General features: G+C 40.8%; 18 protein-coding genes and 1 pseudogene. 5 read left to right on the top strand and 14 right to left on the bottom strand.

The genetic code is table 11. The features are described 5' to 3' along the window. Window positions 1–594: 594 nt before the first annotated feature. Together ACI4J0_RS04590 and ACI4J0_RS04585 are read right to left on the bottom strand one after the other, a co-directional pair. Window positions 595–1,950, bottom strand: a complete 1,356-nt coding sequence (locus ACI4J0_RS04590) for a hypothetical protein (RefSeq protein ID WP_439764634.1) — start codon at window positions 1,948–1,950, stop codon at window positions 595–597. Window positions 1,951–2,371: 421 nt separating this feature from the next. Next, a complete protein-coding gene (locus ACI4J0_RS04585; protein ID WP_439764633.1) occupies window positions 2,372–2,926 on the bottom strand; it encodes a helix-turn-helix domain-containing protein in 555 nt (184 codons plus the stop codon). Window positions 2,927–3,084: 158 nt separating this feature from the next. Here ACI4J0_RS04585 and ACI4J0_RS04580 point away from each other — a divergent pair, with 158 nt between their 5' ends. Continuing rightward, a complete protein-coding gene (locus ACI4J0_RS04580) occupies window positions 3,085–3,279 on the top strand; it encodes a gamma-glutamyl-gamma-aminobutyrate hydrolase family protein (RefSeq protein WP_439764636.1) in 195 nt (64 codons plus the stop codon). Window positions 3,280–3,351: 72 nt separating this feature from the next. Here ACI4J0_RS04580 and ACI4J0_RS04575 read toward each other — a convergent pair whose 3' ends face one another. Next, window positions 3,352–3,765 carry a DUF4143 domain-containing protein gene (locus ACI4J0_RS04575; RefSeq protein ID WP_439764632.1) on the bottom strand — a complete coding sequence of 138 codons (414 nt, stop codon included), beginning with the start codon at window positions 3,763–3,765 and terminating at the stop codon, window positions 3,352–3,354. Between the two features lie 287 nt (window positions 3,766–4,052). On the opposite strand from ACI4J0_RS04575, the gene ACI4J0_RS04570 reads away from it, so the two are divergent. The 4 genes from ACI4J0_RS04570 to ACI4J0_RS04555 all read left to right on the top strand — a co-directional run bounded on the left by ACI4J0_RS04570 (window position 4,053) and on the right by ACI4J0_RS04555 (window position 7,670). Then, window positions 4,053–5,039, top strand: coding sequence for a YecA family protein (locus ACI4J0_RS04570; protein WP_439764631.1), 987 nt, complete (start codon window positions 4,053–4,055; stop codon window positions 5,037–5,039). 18 nt (window positions 5,040–5,057) lie between these two features. Further along, on the top strand, window positions 5,058–6,251 hold the full coding sequence (locus ACI4J0_RS04565; protein ID WP_439764630.1) for an IS1096 element passenger TnpR family protein: 1,194 nt from the start codon (window positions 5,058–5,060) through the stop codon (window positions 6,249–6,251). Between the two features lie 70 nt (window positions 6,252–6,321). Next, complete coding sequence (locus ACI4J0_RS04560) at window positions 6,322–7,104, top strand: zinc ribbon domain-containing protein (protein ID WP_439764629.1); 783 nt, start codon at window positions 6,322–6,324, stop codon at window positions 7,102–7,104. A gap of 113 nt (window positions 7,105–7,217) precedes the next feature. Next, window positions 7,218–7,670, top strand: coding sequence for a hypothetical protein (locus tag ACI4J0_RS04555; protein WP_439764628.1), 453 nt, complete (start codon window positions 7,218–7,220; stop codon window positions 7,668–7,670). A gap of 26 nt (window positions 7,671–7,696) precedes the next feature. On the opposite strand, the gene ACI4J0_RS04550 is transcribed toward ACI4J0_RS04555, so the two are convergent. The 11 genes and pseudogenes from ACI4J0_RS04550 to ACI4J0_RS04500 form a co-directional block, all read right to left on the bottom strand. Continuing rightward, window positions 7,697–8,290: a hypothetical protein gene (locus tag ACI4J0_RS04550; RefSeq protein WP_439764627.1), complete on the bottom strand. Its 594-nt coding sequence runs from the start codon at window positions 8,288–8,290 to the stop codon at window positions 7,697–7,699. 41 nt (window positions 8,291–8,331) lie between these two features. Beyond that, window positions 8,332–8,622 (bottom strand): annotated as a pseudogene (locus ACI4J0_RS04545) (sigma-70 family RNA polymerase sigma factor); the annotation flags it as partial. A gap of 455 nt (window positions 8,623–9,077) precedes the next feature. After that, window positions 9,078–10,805, bottom strand: coding sequence for a MutS-related protein (locus ACI4J0_RS04540; protein WP_439764626.1), 1,728 nt, complete (start codon window positions 10,803–10,805; stop codon window positions 9,078–9,080). A 27-nt stretch (window positions 10,806–10,832) separates the two neighbouring features. Beyond that, window positions 10,833–11,048, bottom strand: a complete 216-nt coding sequence (locus tag ACI4J0_RS04535; RefSeq protein WP_439764625.1) for a topoisomerase C-terminal repeat-containing protein — start codon at window positions 11,046–11,048, stop codon at window positions 10,833–10,835. After that, window positions 11,018–11,773 carry a DNA topoisomerase gene (locus ACI4J0_RS04530; protein WP_439764624.1) on the bottom strand — a complete coding sequence of 252 codons (756 nt, stop codon included), beginning with the start codon at window positions 11,771–11,773 and terminating at the stop codon, window positions 11,018–11,020. The genes ACI4J0_RS04535 and ACI4J0_RS04530 overlap by 31 nt, the downstream gene beginning before the upstream one ends. Further along, window positions 11,766–12,338: a GNAT family N-acetyltransferase gene (locus tag ACI4J0_RS04525; RefSeq protein WP_439764623.1), complete on the bottom strand. Its 573-nt coding sequence runs from the start codon at window positions 12,336–12,338 to the stop codon at window positions 11,766–11,768. Before ACI4J0_RS04525 ends, ACI4J0_RS04530 begins: the two co-directional genes overlap by 8 nt. A gap of 55 nt (window positions 12,339–12,393) precedes the next feature. Continuing rightward, window positions 12,394–12,834, bottom strand: a complete 441-nt coding sequence (locus tag ACI4J0_RS04520) for a hypothetical protein (protein WP_439764622.1) — start codon at window positions 12,832–12,834, stop codon at window positions 12,394–12,396. Beyond that, window positions 12,831–13,268 carry a LytTR family DNA-binding domain-containing protein gene (locus ACI4J0_RS04515; RefSeq protein ID WP_439764621.1) on the bottom strand — a complete coding sequence of 146 codons (438 nt, stop codon included), beginning with the start codon at window positions 13,266–13,268 and terminating at the stop codon, window positions 12,831–12,833. The genes ACI4J0_RS04520 and ACI4J0_RS04515 overlap by 4 nt, the downstream gene beginning before the upstream one ends. 3 nt (window positions 13,269–13,271) lie before the next feature. Then, window positions 13,272–14,579: an alpha/beta hydrolase family protein gene (locus tag ACI4J0_RS04510; RefSeq protein ID WP_439764620.1), complete on the bottom strand. Its 1,308-nt coding sequence runs from the start codon at window positions 14,577–14,579 to the stop codon at window positions 13,272–13,274. A 134-nt stretch (window positions 14,580–14,713) separates the two neighbouring features. Beyond that, window positions 14,714–14,926 carry a hypothetical protein gene (locus ACI4J0_RS04505; protein WP_439764619.1) on the bottom strand — a complete coding sequence of 71 codons (213 nt, stop codon included), beginning with the start codon at window positions 14,924–14,926 and terminating at the stop codon, window positions 14,714–14,716. A gap of 64 nt (window positions 14,927–14,990) precedes the next feature. Beyond that, window positions 14,991–15,860 carry an AraC family transcriptional regulator gene (locus ACI4J0_RS04500; RefSeq protein ID WP_439764618.1) on the bottom strand — a complete coding sequence of 290 codons (870 nt, stop codon included), beginning with the start codon at window positions 15,858–15,860 and terminating at the stop codon, window positions 14,991–14,993. Window position 15,861 lies beyond the last annotated feature (1 nt).

Here is a 15,861-nt window from a genome sequence, read left to right as displayed (position 1 = left end):
ATTTCTTGGAAAAGATAACCTTCAGCTGGCCAGACAACTGTTTGAAGAAGATTTTTACTTATCTGCCTCAAACAAAAATCTCAGGATCATTTGGTAATAACCTTTTTATGCATATTTTTGAAAACAAACTCGACAAAAAGAAAATAATGCATATTTTTGTCGAGTGACTCGATGAAAATTCGTCGAGTCGCTCGACAAAATCGTTCGTGGGGTAAATATAAATATCGAGGTGATAGCCATGGCAATACCTGATATGAAAAAAAGATCATTGAAGCACTGAAAAATAAGCCGCTTACGCTGACAGAACTCTCTTTGGCTTTGGGATACAAAGGTATAACATCAAAGCTGACCAAAACCGTTAACGATATGATCGCCGGGTCACTTATTGAGAAAATTGCCGGAGAGAGAAATACTAACAAGCTTAAGGTTAGGCAGTGATTTTGCAGTGCAGACTTGATATTTTATATTTGCGTTATTTTATACACGTAACCCACAATACGTTACAGGTATAAAATGCAGCTTTAAGGGATTACCTGATTCCGCAAACTCTAAAAGCCGAATTATTTATTATATCAGTTTTACTATGAATAATTTTTAGTCATACATCTCCGGTTCGTACAGTTTAAAATCATTTGTCACATCAAACTGCTTCGGTATTTCTTCCAACAGCCTGTTATATAAACCGTTCAGTATTCTCTCAAATGTTTCATAGTTCATATTATTATTGTTTAGACACTGCTCTCCTGCACAGATACATATACACCTGACCATATGACGGGCAACTGCTCCCACATTGTATATCCTGCTGTTTTCATCCTGTAGATTTATACTCATTTGCTCACCATCATAGTAGTATTCCACAGCCACCGGGCACAGCGGTTTTTCTGCTTTTTCAAGCGAATTTATAAAGTCATTGCAGCACACTTCGATACATTCGTTTATTGCCTGTCCGAGTGTCTCCGGTTCTTTGCCTCCGGAAAAATCAAAGGTCAGATAAATCGGCAGCTTACCTTTTTCGGTATTTATGTATACCGAAAATAATTTACCGTCCCAATATGTTATCTCGGTGCATTTAGGGACGTTGCAGTCACCGATGTCGTACACCGTATAATCGTTATTTCTGCTTAATATACAGTTGCCGTCAAGTTCAAAGATAAAGCCGTCCCCCTCGGGTACTTCAATGCTACTTAGCTTATATATCCCGTTTTCATGTCTAAATGGTATCTTATATTTTCCTGTGTAATGTGTCTTTTTTATTTTCTGCTGATTTCCTGTGACAGGGGCGGAAGGCACAGAAGGTAGTTTTTCATAGGCAATATCCGATTCATCATCATATACCTTTTGAAAATTAAACCCTGTCAGATTATTCTCCTTAACAAACTGAACAAATTCGTCAAGAGCAAATATGTCGAATGGTTCGCATATAGTTATCGCTCTGCCTTTATTTTGATCAAACCCTGATTGTTTAATCCGAAAAATAGGATAATCCTTTACAAAATCTTTAAAACAGTACTTAGAAATATCACTTATATTATATATCCCGTCAAATAATTGAATATGATTATGATCCTCATCAAATTCTAATCGTTCAACATCAAGACCTTCTATGTATTTAGACGGTAAAAAAGAATAATACTTATTACCTTGCTCATCTGTACTCTCCAAGGGAAAAAACCATATAAATTCACCGTATTTCTGTTGTATAATTATTTTCGATTTCTCATTTACTACCCATAGTTCTGTTAAATTGGTATGCATAAAATCACCCAATATTTTTCCCTTTTTCTTATGTTCATAATGACAAAAATCAAATTTAAAAGGCAAACCGCCATTGAAATCAAGTTCTTCTTTCCACAGCATTTTACCCGCATCCAAAATACTCAACGAATTGTAGTCCGAGTAAAATGGCACTCTATAGCCCTCACAGCATTCAATTTTATATACTTTCATAATAATTCCTCCTAAATATTTTACGTTGAATAAACGCAGATTAAAATCGAAACAATGAACCTCTCTTTTTTATGTTCGCAAAAGGCACTTTTATCATTTTCAACAAATATTTACAAAAACATTTGTTGAAATAAACAAGCCAATATGTTTTGATTTTCCAATATGTTATGATAAAATAGAGTTACGGAGATAAAGACCCTTGCATCTCCGTGTGATCTATCGTGGTTTTCTCTCCATATTATTTAGCTTTTTATAGTAAAGTTGGACTTGACCTCTTCCCGGTTTTTTTACCGAGAAGAGGTTTTGTTCTTGTATTTTATATATGAAAATCAAGCTGTTTCTTAATATGGATTTCGATACAGTGAAAACCTTCACTATATTTTAAGATTGGTTTTATTATAATGAACATTTTCCTCTGCCTTTACTTGCAATAACGTATCTTTATCCACATATTGTCATCAACACATTTTCCTTTGGTGTATTCAATAATGCTGAGCGGGTCATAGCTGTCGATATTCATACTTCTGAGCAGACTTTTGATATTTCCTCTTGTTCTCGGCGGACATCTGTCCTCTAAAAAAGCTTCAAAATCCTCCCATTCGGGAGATTCGTTAATGCCGAAGGCTCTGTGAAGGATATCGTCTGTTTTATTTTGAATATATATCTTCTTTTCCAGAAAATCAATGTCTATCTCGGTGCAGGGAGATTTTTTATACATATATGTCATACGCATAGAACAGCCCTTATGGATAGGCTTGTTGATATATTTGCTTATTATCTGCCTTGATGTACCGTATTTCTCGGCTATCTGCTTGATAGTCATCCCTCCGCTGTACAGCTTCAGTATCTGGCCAGCCTCTTTTTCGGTAAATTTCTTCTTCCTTCCCGGTTTTGATTTCTCTGCAATTTTTTTAAGTGTATTCACATCATCTGTTCCGAATAATTCTATACACAGCTTTCTGTAGTCCGTTGCCATTCCCATCACCTCGGTATGTAATTTTTTATTTAATTACATATTATATCACTTAAAGGATTTTGTCAAGGGGAAAAATGCAGAAAAATCGTTAATGGATAGCTCTCATGATAAAACGATCGACACCATATGCCTGATATGATATTCTTATTAGGCGATGAATCCCTATTCAGGCAATCAAAGCTCTGGCCGCGGGGCTTGTGGAAATGGCAGTTTCTGAGGACGGACTTACAGAAGCCGTCTGTATGCCCGAACATCATTTTCTGTGGGCAGTACAATGGCACCCGGAATTTTCCTATCTGACAGATGAATCAAGCAGAGCTATTTTTTCTGCTTTTGTAAATTCAATGCTGTAAAACCGAAGTGTCCAAAGACTGTTTATGCCCCCTCAGACAGCTTTTTCAAGCCGTTTGAGGGGGCATTACATATCATATAAACATTGTCAGATAATGCGGCAGAGTGACCTTGGAATCGCTTTCTCCCATATTGCCGCTTATAAGCTTGAATGCAACAGACGGCGAGAAATTTTCAATAAACGAATTAAGTGACTTGGTAGCAGTATTGCCTGCCTTGACCTCAATAGGTATCACTTCACCGCTTTTTTCGATTATAAATTCAAGCTCCGAGTTATCATCGGGCTTGTAGTAGTGAAGGGTGTAGCCGTTCTTTATAAGAGTTTCGGCAACAAAATTCTCGTATATTCCGCCCTTGGCAAAGCCTTTCAGATTGCCGTTTAAAAGTGCCTGCTTTGTGGCAAAGCCGAACATTGCCAGCAGAAGTCCCGTATCATTGATGTACAGCTTGAACTCGTTATCTTTTTCATAAGCGTTCAGCGGTAACATATTATGTACACAAAATCAAGAGCTATGCATAAAATAGGATATTCAAAAAATTGATTTATGCATATTTTCGGGTATTGTCTATGCAAAAATATGCATATTTTAGAAGCCCAATGAAATAAAATGCTCGTAATCTGATTGAAAGTTTATTTGTAAAGCCTTGAAAATATTGGTATTGTATGATATAATAGAGATAAATTGTGAGCTGTACAATTCGGAATGTATATCGATTGTTGATAAACAGCGAAACAATGGAGTCTTTTCAGAAAAATACAAAGGAGAAAAGAGTTATGAGTGAATTTCCTCAGAAATTATCGGGTACTGAGCTTGACAAACTTCATCAGAAAGCACTTCTCACAATATCCGAAGAAAAGATCGGTTATCTAAGGAAAATGCTGTATGCAATGGTGAATTTTTACGGCATAATTCCTGTGAAAAAAGCATATGAAATTCTGACAGAGAATTACGGTGAGGATATTTCGGAGGAGGCTTTCCTTGATCTTTGCGAATATATCCGATATGAGCAGAAGGAGCATTTTTACATTTTCGGCAAGGAAGAGTATTACATTGACTGCACCGACCCTGCTTCCGAACCTATGGATCGTCTGATATCCCAGGAATCCTTTGTTCAGTTTGAAGATATATATGAAAAACTGATGAAGCTGAAAGAAGGAAAGCCCTGGTATATTCCTGCAAAGGAAGAGCTTGAAAAATACACAAAGGATACCGAGTTCGAAAAGGACGAGCATTATTATGCCTTCATTGATTTTATGAAGGCTGAATTCAAGCTTAGCGGTGATGAAGCGGAGGAACTGGTGTTTGATGCTATTTTCGGTCTTCATATGGAGGAACACAGCTTTGATGATTTCCTGAACGCTATTCAGCGATTCGGTTCATTAAACATTACCTTTGAGCAGACTAATAAGATCGTGCCCTACTATATTGCTATGAACAATAATACAAGAATGCCTGCAAATAACGGCTATACTCCTATAGAAGCAGAAAAGCTGCGTGAAGAATACGGCTTTGAATCTGATTCTTGCTTTGTTTCTGAGATCGAGCTTGATGAAGCTCATGAAAAGGAACGTTCAGAAAAATCCAAGGAATTTAACCGCAGCTTAAATAAAATGAGAGGTCTGTTTAATGAATTTGCCCTGTCTCAGATGATAAAAAATCCTCCTGCGAAAAAGAAGAAAATCGGTCGAAATGAGCCTTGTCCCTGCGGCAGCGGTAAGAAATATAAGAAGTGCTGCGGAATGAATAATCAGTCTTTGTAAAAATAGGAGCGTAAAAAAATGAACGATAAAATAATGCAGCTTCACCTTGAAATATCCCCTAAGCCCGAAAGGAAAGAACTGAATATCCTAAAAAAATACGGAAAGGTAACCAAAAGCCTGAGCCGTGATATTCTTGTTTCTTCCAAGATGCCTCTTCACAATCTTCATTATGCAATTCAGAAGCTGTTCGGCTGGCGAAACAGTCATTTGCACAGCTTTTCCTATGACAGGGAGCTTTTTGAAGAGCTTACGAAAAATGATTTTAACAGGTGGCTTGATTTGTGCGGAGTGTATTTCCGTTTTCCCGATGATGAAATGAGCGATCATTTTTGGGACGATGATTATGACGGTACCATTGACCCGAAAGCGTGGTTCAGGAGCAAATATACTGCGCCATATATTTACAGAGGCTTCTGCGAGCATTTCATGTGCGCTCAGAATATGGCAAGAGATTTTACCGCAAGCAACAAGGAAATAACCGTTATGCCAAGCTTTGAGGAATTTCTCAGCTCAGATGCGAAGCCTAAAGTGATGAAGCTGGCTGATGCGACTCTTGACGAGGTTCACAGATCACTTGAAGGAAGTATGACAGAGCTTCTCGAAAGGCTTCCTGTGGAGGATATTATTTCGGTGAAAAAATGCAGCATTGCGGAGTTGAAAATAGACTCAAGCGAGACTGTTTACAATGAAAATTTCTTTCTATATAAACGTATTATGGAGCAGTTTGACAAAATAGACGAGCTGTCGGAAAAGCAGGAAAAATATTTTAGTTCCAAAAGAGCTTTGGAATTGAGGTCGTTATGCTCCGAAACAGATCAGTTATTCGACGATCTGTGCAGCAAAACAGACAAGACGGTTATTCCTCTGTCTGACAAGCTTCTGTATTCCTACGATTACGGTGACGGCTGGGAAATTGAAATTACCTGCACCGATATATTTGAACACACCGGAAACGGATTTATAGGCAGCAAAGGCAAGCCTGCTTCTGAAGAAATATCCGCAAAGCTTTCCGCCGTAAGATCAAAACGCCGCCCCATATGCATAATGGCTGATGGTCTGCCGCTTATGGACGATGTAGGCGGTATCGGCGGATACTGCGAATTCCTTCAGACCATAAACGGGTCCGACAAGGAAGAAAAGTCATATATGAAGGAATGGGCTTCGGATATGGGCTGGACAGGCAGAATGGTGAAGCCCGAGAATATTCTTTGATTTGCGAATTTTACGATGTTTTGTATCAAACCGTGTAAAAGTTGATCTTTTAATAAAGGGGGAAAATAAAATGGGCAGACACCACGGAAGCCGTCATTCGGGCAGCCATCATCGCAGCAGCAGCCATAGAAGCAGTCACAGAAGCAGTTCACATAGCCACAGCCGTTCACGCAGCAGAAGCAGCTATCATAGCTACAGCGGAGGAGGTGCAGCTCCGTCTCCCGAGGGGTATAAGGCTGACCAGCAGTATAAAACCAAACCTGCGCATACTACGGGAGAATATGAGACCCTTTGGTATGATGACGAAACAGGCGGCTTTTCATATTCATACAAATATCCATACATCAAGGATACAGTGGATACTCATATCAGAGAAAAAGAGCCTCCTGTTATCCATTATCTTTCTATGTCAATGGCAATTACCGGAGCTTTCTTTCTGTTTGTGTTCGCTCTGATAAATCTTCCATATGAAATTTTCATTATTCCGTTTGAGTGCATAGATATGTCTGATGTTGCTTTTGACTTTATTGATGATTTCTTATATGTGGGTCAGTATCTTGTTGCCCTGATACCTATAATTAAAAGCATAATTGACAACAGAAAGATGACAAAATACAAATTTGAAGTAACAAAGCAGGCTGTCGAATATTATAAGCTTCAGGAAAAGCTTAACGCCGAAAGAGAAGCAGCTGAGAGAGAACACAGGGTCACGCTCAAAGTCTGCCCTTCCTGCGGTGCTTCTGTTGAACAGGGCGACAGGTTCTGCCCTTATTGCAATACCATTTTAGAGCGATATACCGACGAAAATACAATGCAGTCGATCGAGACCATAAGCCACGAAAGAGATGAATGATAATGCAGTACACCAGGCATCCGGAATACAAAAAGGCGCTGAAAAAGAAAATCCCGCCGGGTACATATATATTTAACGGAACGTGGATATCAGGTAGGGATTTTGAGCTTAATATGAATGACCCGTTTGTCAAAGAGCTTCATAAGGCTCAGAAGCTGCCCTTCCTGATTGAGAAAAAAACTTTGGGGATAATTCTCCTGATGGTATTTATAGTTAATGCCTTGTTCAATATATCCTACGAGCTGATTATTCCGTTCTTTGAAAGCACTATGGACGAAATGTCATCTCAGTTTATAACCGTTGATGACATAGTCTTTTACAGCCAGTTTGCCGCAGCGGTGATATATGCTCTGATCTATATTCTGTCCTCACTTAAAGCCGTAATAATAAAGCGTTCCTGGGCTGAAAAAACTATTGAACATTATAAGGAACTCCGTCAGAAGGACAGGAACGCTTTTGATAATATTATCGGAAAATACCTGATAACCTGCCCCCACTGCGGCGCTCCTAATGACGGCGATCTGACTGTTTGCGAATACTGCAGATCGGAAATGAGGATATTATAAAAATCTCCGTTTCCGACTAATGCATCTCAGCGTTTCTCAAGCAGCCTGCTTATCTTCTCATAAGCAGGAGAAGTATGCTCAACCGTAAAATGCGATACATTTTCGGAAGAAGTTTTTTTCACACCCGTCACCTCAAGCAGCTCTTTCCAGGTTGCCACACCAAGATATCTCGCAACGGTCAGCCAGGTGGGACTGTCATTGTCCCGTTTAACATTGTACTCCTTTGCCGAAACGGGACGAATAGAATTATACTGCGAAATAAAATCCGTTATCCATTCTTCCCTTGAACGGACAGAATATCTGCTGCTTTGTGGTTTTCTCTTTTCTGTGGTATAATATGTATTCAAAAACGCACTTGCTTTCATATCAAAAAGCTTCTGTATCGTCACAGCCTTTGGCATATTCGGCTCGACGAGGTCGGTGACGGTGGGATTTCTCCCGTGAGACTTAGCCCATTCGTCAAGTGCCTGACGCACCGATTCTTTCGTCCAGGTAATTGCCTTGCAGTCGTTTTTTATGTTTAACAGCCTTTCGACAGCCTGCCTGTTCTCATTGGAATCGGGCAGCTGATTTATAGCCGAAATGGCAATATCAATAGCCCTGAGTCTGGTTATGTACATAGTGAAAACCTCGATTCTGCGTGGTTTCAACTACTGTATGTCATTGGAACGGCATATGTGGAAAATCTCACATCAAGCTCGGTATTGAAATTGTCGATGGCTTTGATAAGCCCGATGCAGCCGACTTGAAAAAGGTCGTCGGGATTTTCACCTCTGCCCATAAATTTCTGGATAACGCTGAGCACCAGCCTAAGATTTCCGCTGATAAGCTTTTCGCGGGCTTTTTTGTCTCCTGCGCGGCATTTTTTCAGAAGCTCTGTTTTCTCTGACTCTTTGAGGACTGTAAGTCCCGAGGTGTCAACGCCGCTGATATCGACTTTGTTATAGTACATAAAAAATCCCGCCTTTGCGATAATCTGTTAAAATTATTGGCGATGGCGGGGTATGTTATGCATGGAATAAACATTGAAAAATTTCCCATTATTATTGATACTATAGCAAGACACAGAAATAGACTGACAAAAGGAGGCGAGTGCAAAGCTTGAAGAGTTAGGAAGGAACCCGCAGGCAGGCTTGCCGCCTGTCAAGGGTGAGTGACGACACTATTCAAGCTTTGAACCGCCGAACTTGGCAGGATATTTTTGTGGTGGGAATAACAAAAAAGAACGTAAAAAAGAATTCCAAATCACAGCAATTATCCGCAAATACCCACAGAATAAGTATATACTATAATAGTGATAAATGAAGAAAAAACCGTAAATTACGTGTACAAGCGTAGTTTACGGGCTTTTTTCATTTGTGTGAAAATAACTTCTGCAAGGCATATAAAGTGTAAAATGCCTGTTTTTTACTTCAAATCTCCCACCAGCATATCATAAGTAACACCATATTTCTCCGCAATATCCATAGCATACGATATACCCTCGGGCGGGGCAATCTCGATTTTAAATGACCTCTTGTTACCCTCATTCTTTACAATAAGCGAAGCAGCCTTTGCATTGCCGCCTGCCTTATTTAACTCGTTCGTATCGGCAGCCAGCTTGTGCATATGAGTGTTGTAGATCGTCCTGACCTCCTTCTTTAAAAGTGCCCGGACAGAATCCTTAGCAATAAAGTAACCTTCCTCAAAGGACGTGGTTGAGAAGGTCTCATTCATCAAAAGCAGACTGTCTTTTGTACAGCTGCCGTATATCTCCTTGAACCTTATGCACTCCTCACCAAGTCTTCCCAGATCCATCGTCTTGTCCTCATCGGCGGGGAAATGGGTATATATGCAGTCGGCAGGACGATATACAAACTCCGAAGCAGGTACAAATAATCCTCCCTGTGCCAGAACAAACATCAGCCCCACAGCCTGCGTAACTGTAGTTTTGCCGCCTCTGTTTGCGCCTGTCAGAATATAAATTGTATGTTCATCATCAAAAATAAGATCGTTATATACGATGTCATTTTTATCGGGAATGCTTACTGCAAGCTTCAGATTATAAAAGCCCATTGCACACATTGAACAGCTGTCATTACCCGAAAGCTGAGGTTCGCAGAACGGAAAGCCCTTTTCCATACAGCTTTCCACAAATTCAGCCGTTCTGATATAATACACAAATTCGGGAATTAGCTGAGAAATGTTCACAACTGCTACATTCGCATATTTTGTAAGGGTGTCACGAAGTTTTTTTACCAGAGAATCAAGCATTTTATTCAGCACATTTTCAAGATAGAAGGTTGAATTATTTGCCCCGTCACCCTCGGGCATATTTACGATAGTTGATTTTGTCCTTATGTCCATAAGCGGGTTCTGAGCAGCCTGAACAGCAGCTGTTTTCTCAAGAAAGACAAACGCACCGTTATCCTTTTCCTGCTCGACCATATGGTAATGCATATCACCGTTCCACTCTGTACCGCTTTGTATCTTATCCTTTAAGGAAATGGCATCGGCAAAATTGCTTATAATACCCGATTTTTTGAAGGGCTTGTCATTTATGGAAACAAGTCCCATACTTACTGCTTCAAACCGTTCATTTACATTTATTCCGATGTTCACACTTTTTATATCCGAAGCAGTAATTTTCAAAGCAGCAATATCCTTTTTCATTTCCGCAAAGAAGGCTTCATTGTACAGCATATCAATATGATTTTTAAATCGGGTCAGTCCATCGGAGGTTATATCTGCCTCGGCAAGACATTCTCTCATTTCCTCCACGCATTTTATGTAATTGCTCAGATCTTCAAGCCTGTGCATAAGGTGCCACAGCCCAAGCTTTTCGTCCGAGTCCTTGTGCATAATCCCGAAATTGCGGATAAATTCAACCTTGTCAAACAACTCTGTCATACGTTTTCTGAGTTCAGGCAGCCGCAGAATATCCGCAAATATCTTCTGGCGGTATAGTGCTGTATCGGGATCGGCGGTCATTTCGGATAATACATTCATTATCAGCCGCTGTTCCTTTGTATCGTCGGTAATCTTTCGGCAGATATTATCAAGCCCGAGATCGTGACAGGCGGTTTCCGAAAGCTTTGAAATGCTGATGTTATTGTGATCGGGATAAAGCAAGCTGAATGTGCCGAAATCGTTCATTTTTATGACCGTCCTTTCAAAACTATACTATTTCATTTCCTCCGGAATGACCGGCTCATAATACTCAATCTCCGCATCATCGGGATAATACCCTCCCCTCGGAGGCGCTATAGGTTCCTGCCTTGCAAACTCGAAATCAATTTTGTGAGTCTCCTTGTTCACAACAAGCGCAGCGTCAAAATCCTTGCCCGCCTTTGACTTGAAACCCTTTATCACATCTGTCCTGCCGTTTTTGAGAAGCATTGCAACCTGTCCTTCGGGATCGCATATTTTGAATATTCGGGCATATTTATAAGCTTGCCGATAGTCACCGAAACCTCGGACATCATCGCTTCGGTAAGATGTTCGGACGATGTTCGGGGATAGGTCATCAGCTTGTGTTCGTACAAGTCCTGCATAACCTTCGTGGTCTTGTCCGAATCCCAGCCGAATTTTTTATTGGCTGCTATCTGCAGCTGTGTAGCATTGAAAAGCAGCGGAGCAGATTCGCTCTTGTGCTTGGTATTTACCTCTGCCACAATTCCATCGGCATTTCCGCACTCGGACAGCTTTTTCTCCGCATCCTCAAGCTTAGTGATCTTGCCTTCAATGTATTCGGCTTCAAACACATCACCGTTTACAGTCGTAAAGCCTGCCATTATCCGCCAGAATTTCGACTTTGTATGATTGAGAATTTCCTTTTCACGCTCAACAACAAGTGCAAGTGTAGGTGTCTGAACACGTCCTACTGACAGCAGTTCCTTATATCCGCCGAAACGCTTTGTGGCGGCAACGGTCAGATTGTTTCCTATAAGCCAGTCAGCAATATCTCTCGCCCGTCCGGCTGGTCGCTGGCATACCATTTGATAAAAATGGGCTATTCGGAGCTTGGAATTTACCCCGATTATCCGGGAAGCAAAATACTTTTTGCAGGTATCCGATTTTTTGCGGTAAACCTTGTACCGTCTCAATAAAATCTGATCATGCATTGAAATACATATCATAAACAATAAACCCATGTATGCCGTCCAATGAGCCTTTATATGTCTCCCGGCACATCATGCACCTTGGTTCCTGCATCGGGATACCGCTTGTGGGAAAAATGTTATATTCCGATGATGTTCTGAACCCTACATGATTATAAAAGCGGAAATTCCCCTCAACGGTTATACCCTTAAAGCCCATCTCCTTAACTTTTTCAATTCCCAAATTCAGCATAGCGGTCCCTATTCCTTGGTGAAAATGATCCGCATGAACAGATACAGGCGCTAACATTACTATTTCCGTATCTGCCGCATTGCCGTGTCCGCCATCTTTTGTGGGAGATAACGGAAATCTCGAAAACAAAAAGTGACCTACTATTTTTTTATCTAATTCTGCGACAAAAGACAATTCGGGTATATAGTATTCCGAATCCCTTATCTCTTCTACCAATGCAATAATATCCGTTCCGTCGGAATAATCGGTCCCTTCCTGAAACGAACGCAAAATCAAAGAAATAATATCTTTATAGTCTTTATGCTCTTCCGGGCGAATTGTAATATTTTTGTTCATATAAATAACCTCCACAATTAAATAAGTTTTAACACACTTTATTTTACAACGGAATTTATTCTTTCTCTTTTTCGGACTGTATCTGACGTATCCCGCGATTTATAAGCTCTGCGCTGCGCAGGTCATTGATGTACATTACAATATTCACTGCCACATCTATGACAAAAATCATTACCGCCAGTGAAATCGTTACGGACAAACTTACCGGTGCACCGTTAATGAAAAGTATTCCGTTTATGGTAAGCTCCAGCAGAAGCAGATGTAATATCTTGCGAAAGATCGTCTCGCCGACCGTCAGTTCGTGCCTTGAATACATCACCAGCGACGGAAAAGATGCCGCCATACCGAAAATTATGGGAGCCAGAAATCCTCCGTAGGAAAAAAGTTTATCAGGCTCGAAAGTGCTGCCGACTATCGCCATTCCTACGCAGATGAATGTTACAGAAATAAAAAAGCTGTTCATTACATTTTTTATAAGAAATTCCTTGAAATTCATTTTAGCACCGCCTTTTTAAGCGCAGGTACATACTGCCTTGATATTATTACCCGTTCCCCGTTTTTCATATGAGCGGTAAAACGCCCGTTAAGTGCGGGGCTGACGCTTTCTATTTTCATCAGGTTTATTACTGTGGATTTTGAACAGCGAAGAAAGGAGCTTTCCGACAGCTTGCGCTCTATCTCGTACAGCCGTCCCTTCACTTCGAAAACCTTGCTTTCGGAGTAGGCGAATATCCGCTCGTCCACTGCCTCAAAGTAGTAAATATCCCCGATATTTACACTGTAGAGCCTTCCGTCAATACTGCCGCTAAGGGTCTGTCCCGAGCTTTCCGCAAAGAGGCGGATACGCTCCACCTCCTCTGTGACTTCAATACATTCGATTATTACCTGTTCCTTTTCCTTGCTGTCCACATTTCTGATGATAACGTTCATATTTTAGTATTCCTTTTCAATTTTGGGTTTCTCTCCGTCCTTTAAAATATAGTCAAAGTAATCCCCCGTAAGCTTGTTCATTGTGTTTATACAGTACAGGCTGTCGATATCGCCCGTACCCATATTTCCCAGTGCTTTTCCAAGCATCGGCGAGAAAAGCGGCAGGTCGGTGAAATTAAGATGTCCCGATTTTTTAAAGCAGGTGGATATCACATTATCCGAAATTCTCTCGGTATTGAAGTTCACATATTCATACCCTTCACTTTCGTATTGGGCAGCTAAGTCATAAAGATACTGACTGTAGATCACCAGCATGGGAACGGGGAAAGGTTCGTCGGTAAATACAGAAGCACCGTTTTCAAATGCAGTTTCATCGCCCGAAAGCGTTCCGTCAAGGTTTATTACGGCGGAAATGTCGCTTCTGCTCCTTGCGGTCTGAGCTGCCGCCGCTCCGCCTAAGGAATGACCTAAAATGCCTATCTTTGCAGTGTCCGTGTTTGCGAAAACAGGGTCTCCGCTTTCGGACAGACCTATGATAGTGTCAAGGGCAAAGTTAATATCCTTAACTCTAAGGTCAAGCCATTCCTTGTTATCGGTATATTCCTTTTCGGGGTCATCTGTGGCGTTATGCTCCATTACGGTGTTGATAAATTTCATATCCGCTATGGTAATATTTCCTTCGGTATCGGCAGTGAAAAGCGCGTGATAAGTATGGTCTATTCCCGCAACCGTATAGCCTCGGGAGGCAAGCTCGGTGCAGGTGGAGTAGTTTGAGCCTGAAAATCCGAATGCTCCGTGAGAAAAAAGTATCAGCGGAGTTTTTTCGTGGCAGTTTTCGGGATACCATACACGAACGGTTATTTTGCGGTTTTCGCCTGTCCGGGTAAAGGTTTCGGCACGGCTCTCATCCGTCCATGTGTATTTTGCCTCAAGCACATTATACTGTCCCGTAGGCTCCGGCTCGGTAAACTGAGGGCAAATTATAGCAAGACATAGAGCTGTTGTGTAGAGAATAGTTTTGCCCACAAATCTTCCCACAGACTTGCCGATGACCTTGACTGCCGTTTCGGTTTTATCCTGCTTAATGAGCCTTATTACGGCAATTACCGACTGCATAGCCAGCGCAAAGCCGAAAATATAATATCTGAAGCCCCAATCCACAACGCCTGTAAGGCAGAGCGTCACAAATATAACAAAAATAGCAATGGCACTTACCGCTTTTTCTTTTCGGTGAAGATCGCTTTCTGCAATGTTCCGGATCATAAATGCCAGCTCCAGAAGTATCAGAGCCGTAAGAATTATCATACCCATATTATCCTCTTCCTTTCTGATGATAATATAAGTATAGTTTACAGCAGGACTGATTTCAACTTTTTTGGGGCAAGCTGCATTTTTGGACGGTAAGATGCATTACAGAGAGATATTTCTTCTGCAAAATATGGACCCTATTTCCTTTTCCCGATAATTGTCAGAATGATCCCTGCCAACAGAAAAACTGCAAACGCAGTGATCATTATAATACCCATAGCAACGCCGATATTGTAATTTGCCGCATTTTCGGGGTGAATTCTGTACCCGTGAAAGGACGCCCCGATCATAAGTGAAGCAACTGCTATACCGAAGCATATCCGACTGAAAATTTTAAGCTTTTTCTGCATTTTTTTATCTTTCCTTGAATTCATTTTTATATGTATGAGCTTTTGTAATTATTCAAAACGTTATTCATTTCAGTGGAAAACAAATATCTATCTCCATGTATCCGTCCTCTCTCACATTCCGGTATATATCGAATATGGGTCTGTCATCAAGCTGATTTCCTGTTTTTGAAAGCCATCTGCAGAACACCTCCTGATATACCATAAACAAAAACTGCGGAAATCCCTTAAAGTGGTAGACCGCATATTTTCCACCTTCAAAAGTGTGCGTTAAAAGACTGTTATCCTCTTTCAGGGCAGGGTGATCGGGAGAAATTGTCTGGCACAGTTCATACATACATCTGTTTTCATCTGTAATGGTTGGGTCGTCAATGGTAGCTTCAATATAAAGCGTATCTTTTGTGGAAAGATGCTCATACTTTCTGATAAACCTGCACCATTCCTCCGGCAGATCATGATAATTGCCTTTCCTGCGCTCATATATGACCGGATAACTGTCAAGCTGCTCCACAGTTATCAGATCTTCCGACCCTTCCAGCTCGTCAATTGATATTCCATGTGAAAATGAGCTTTGCTGTACCATTTGCTCGCTTTTCTTTCTGAAATCTGCCGGAGATACATTCAGATGCTTCTTGAATGCTGTTGCAAAATTTGAGGAAGAATACCCATAGTCAACGCCGATTTCCGTAATGCTTTTATCCTTCTCGACTTTGAGCCTCCAGGCGCTTCTTTCAAGACGAACACGCTTGATAAACTGATACAGAGCCTCGTCGGTATCCTCTTTAAACATTCGCATAAGATGATATTTCGAATAACAGCAATGCTTCGCCACATCATCTACAGTAATATCTTCCTCAATATTGTCAAAGATAAAGCTTATTGCTTTGTTGATAACAGCACTTCTTATCGTAGTGCTGTCTTTCTCTTCCACTTCCATA

This window comes from Huintestinicola sp. (assembly GCF_051882455.1).
In the GTDB taxonomy this organism is placed as follows: domain Bacteria; phylum Bacillota; class Clostridia; order Oscillospirales; family Ruminococcaceae; genus Huintestinicola.
This window is presented reverse-complemented; position numbering and strand designations above follow the sequence as displayed.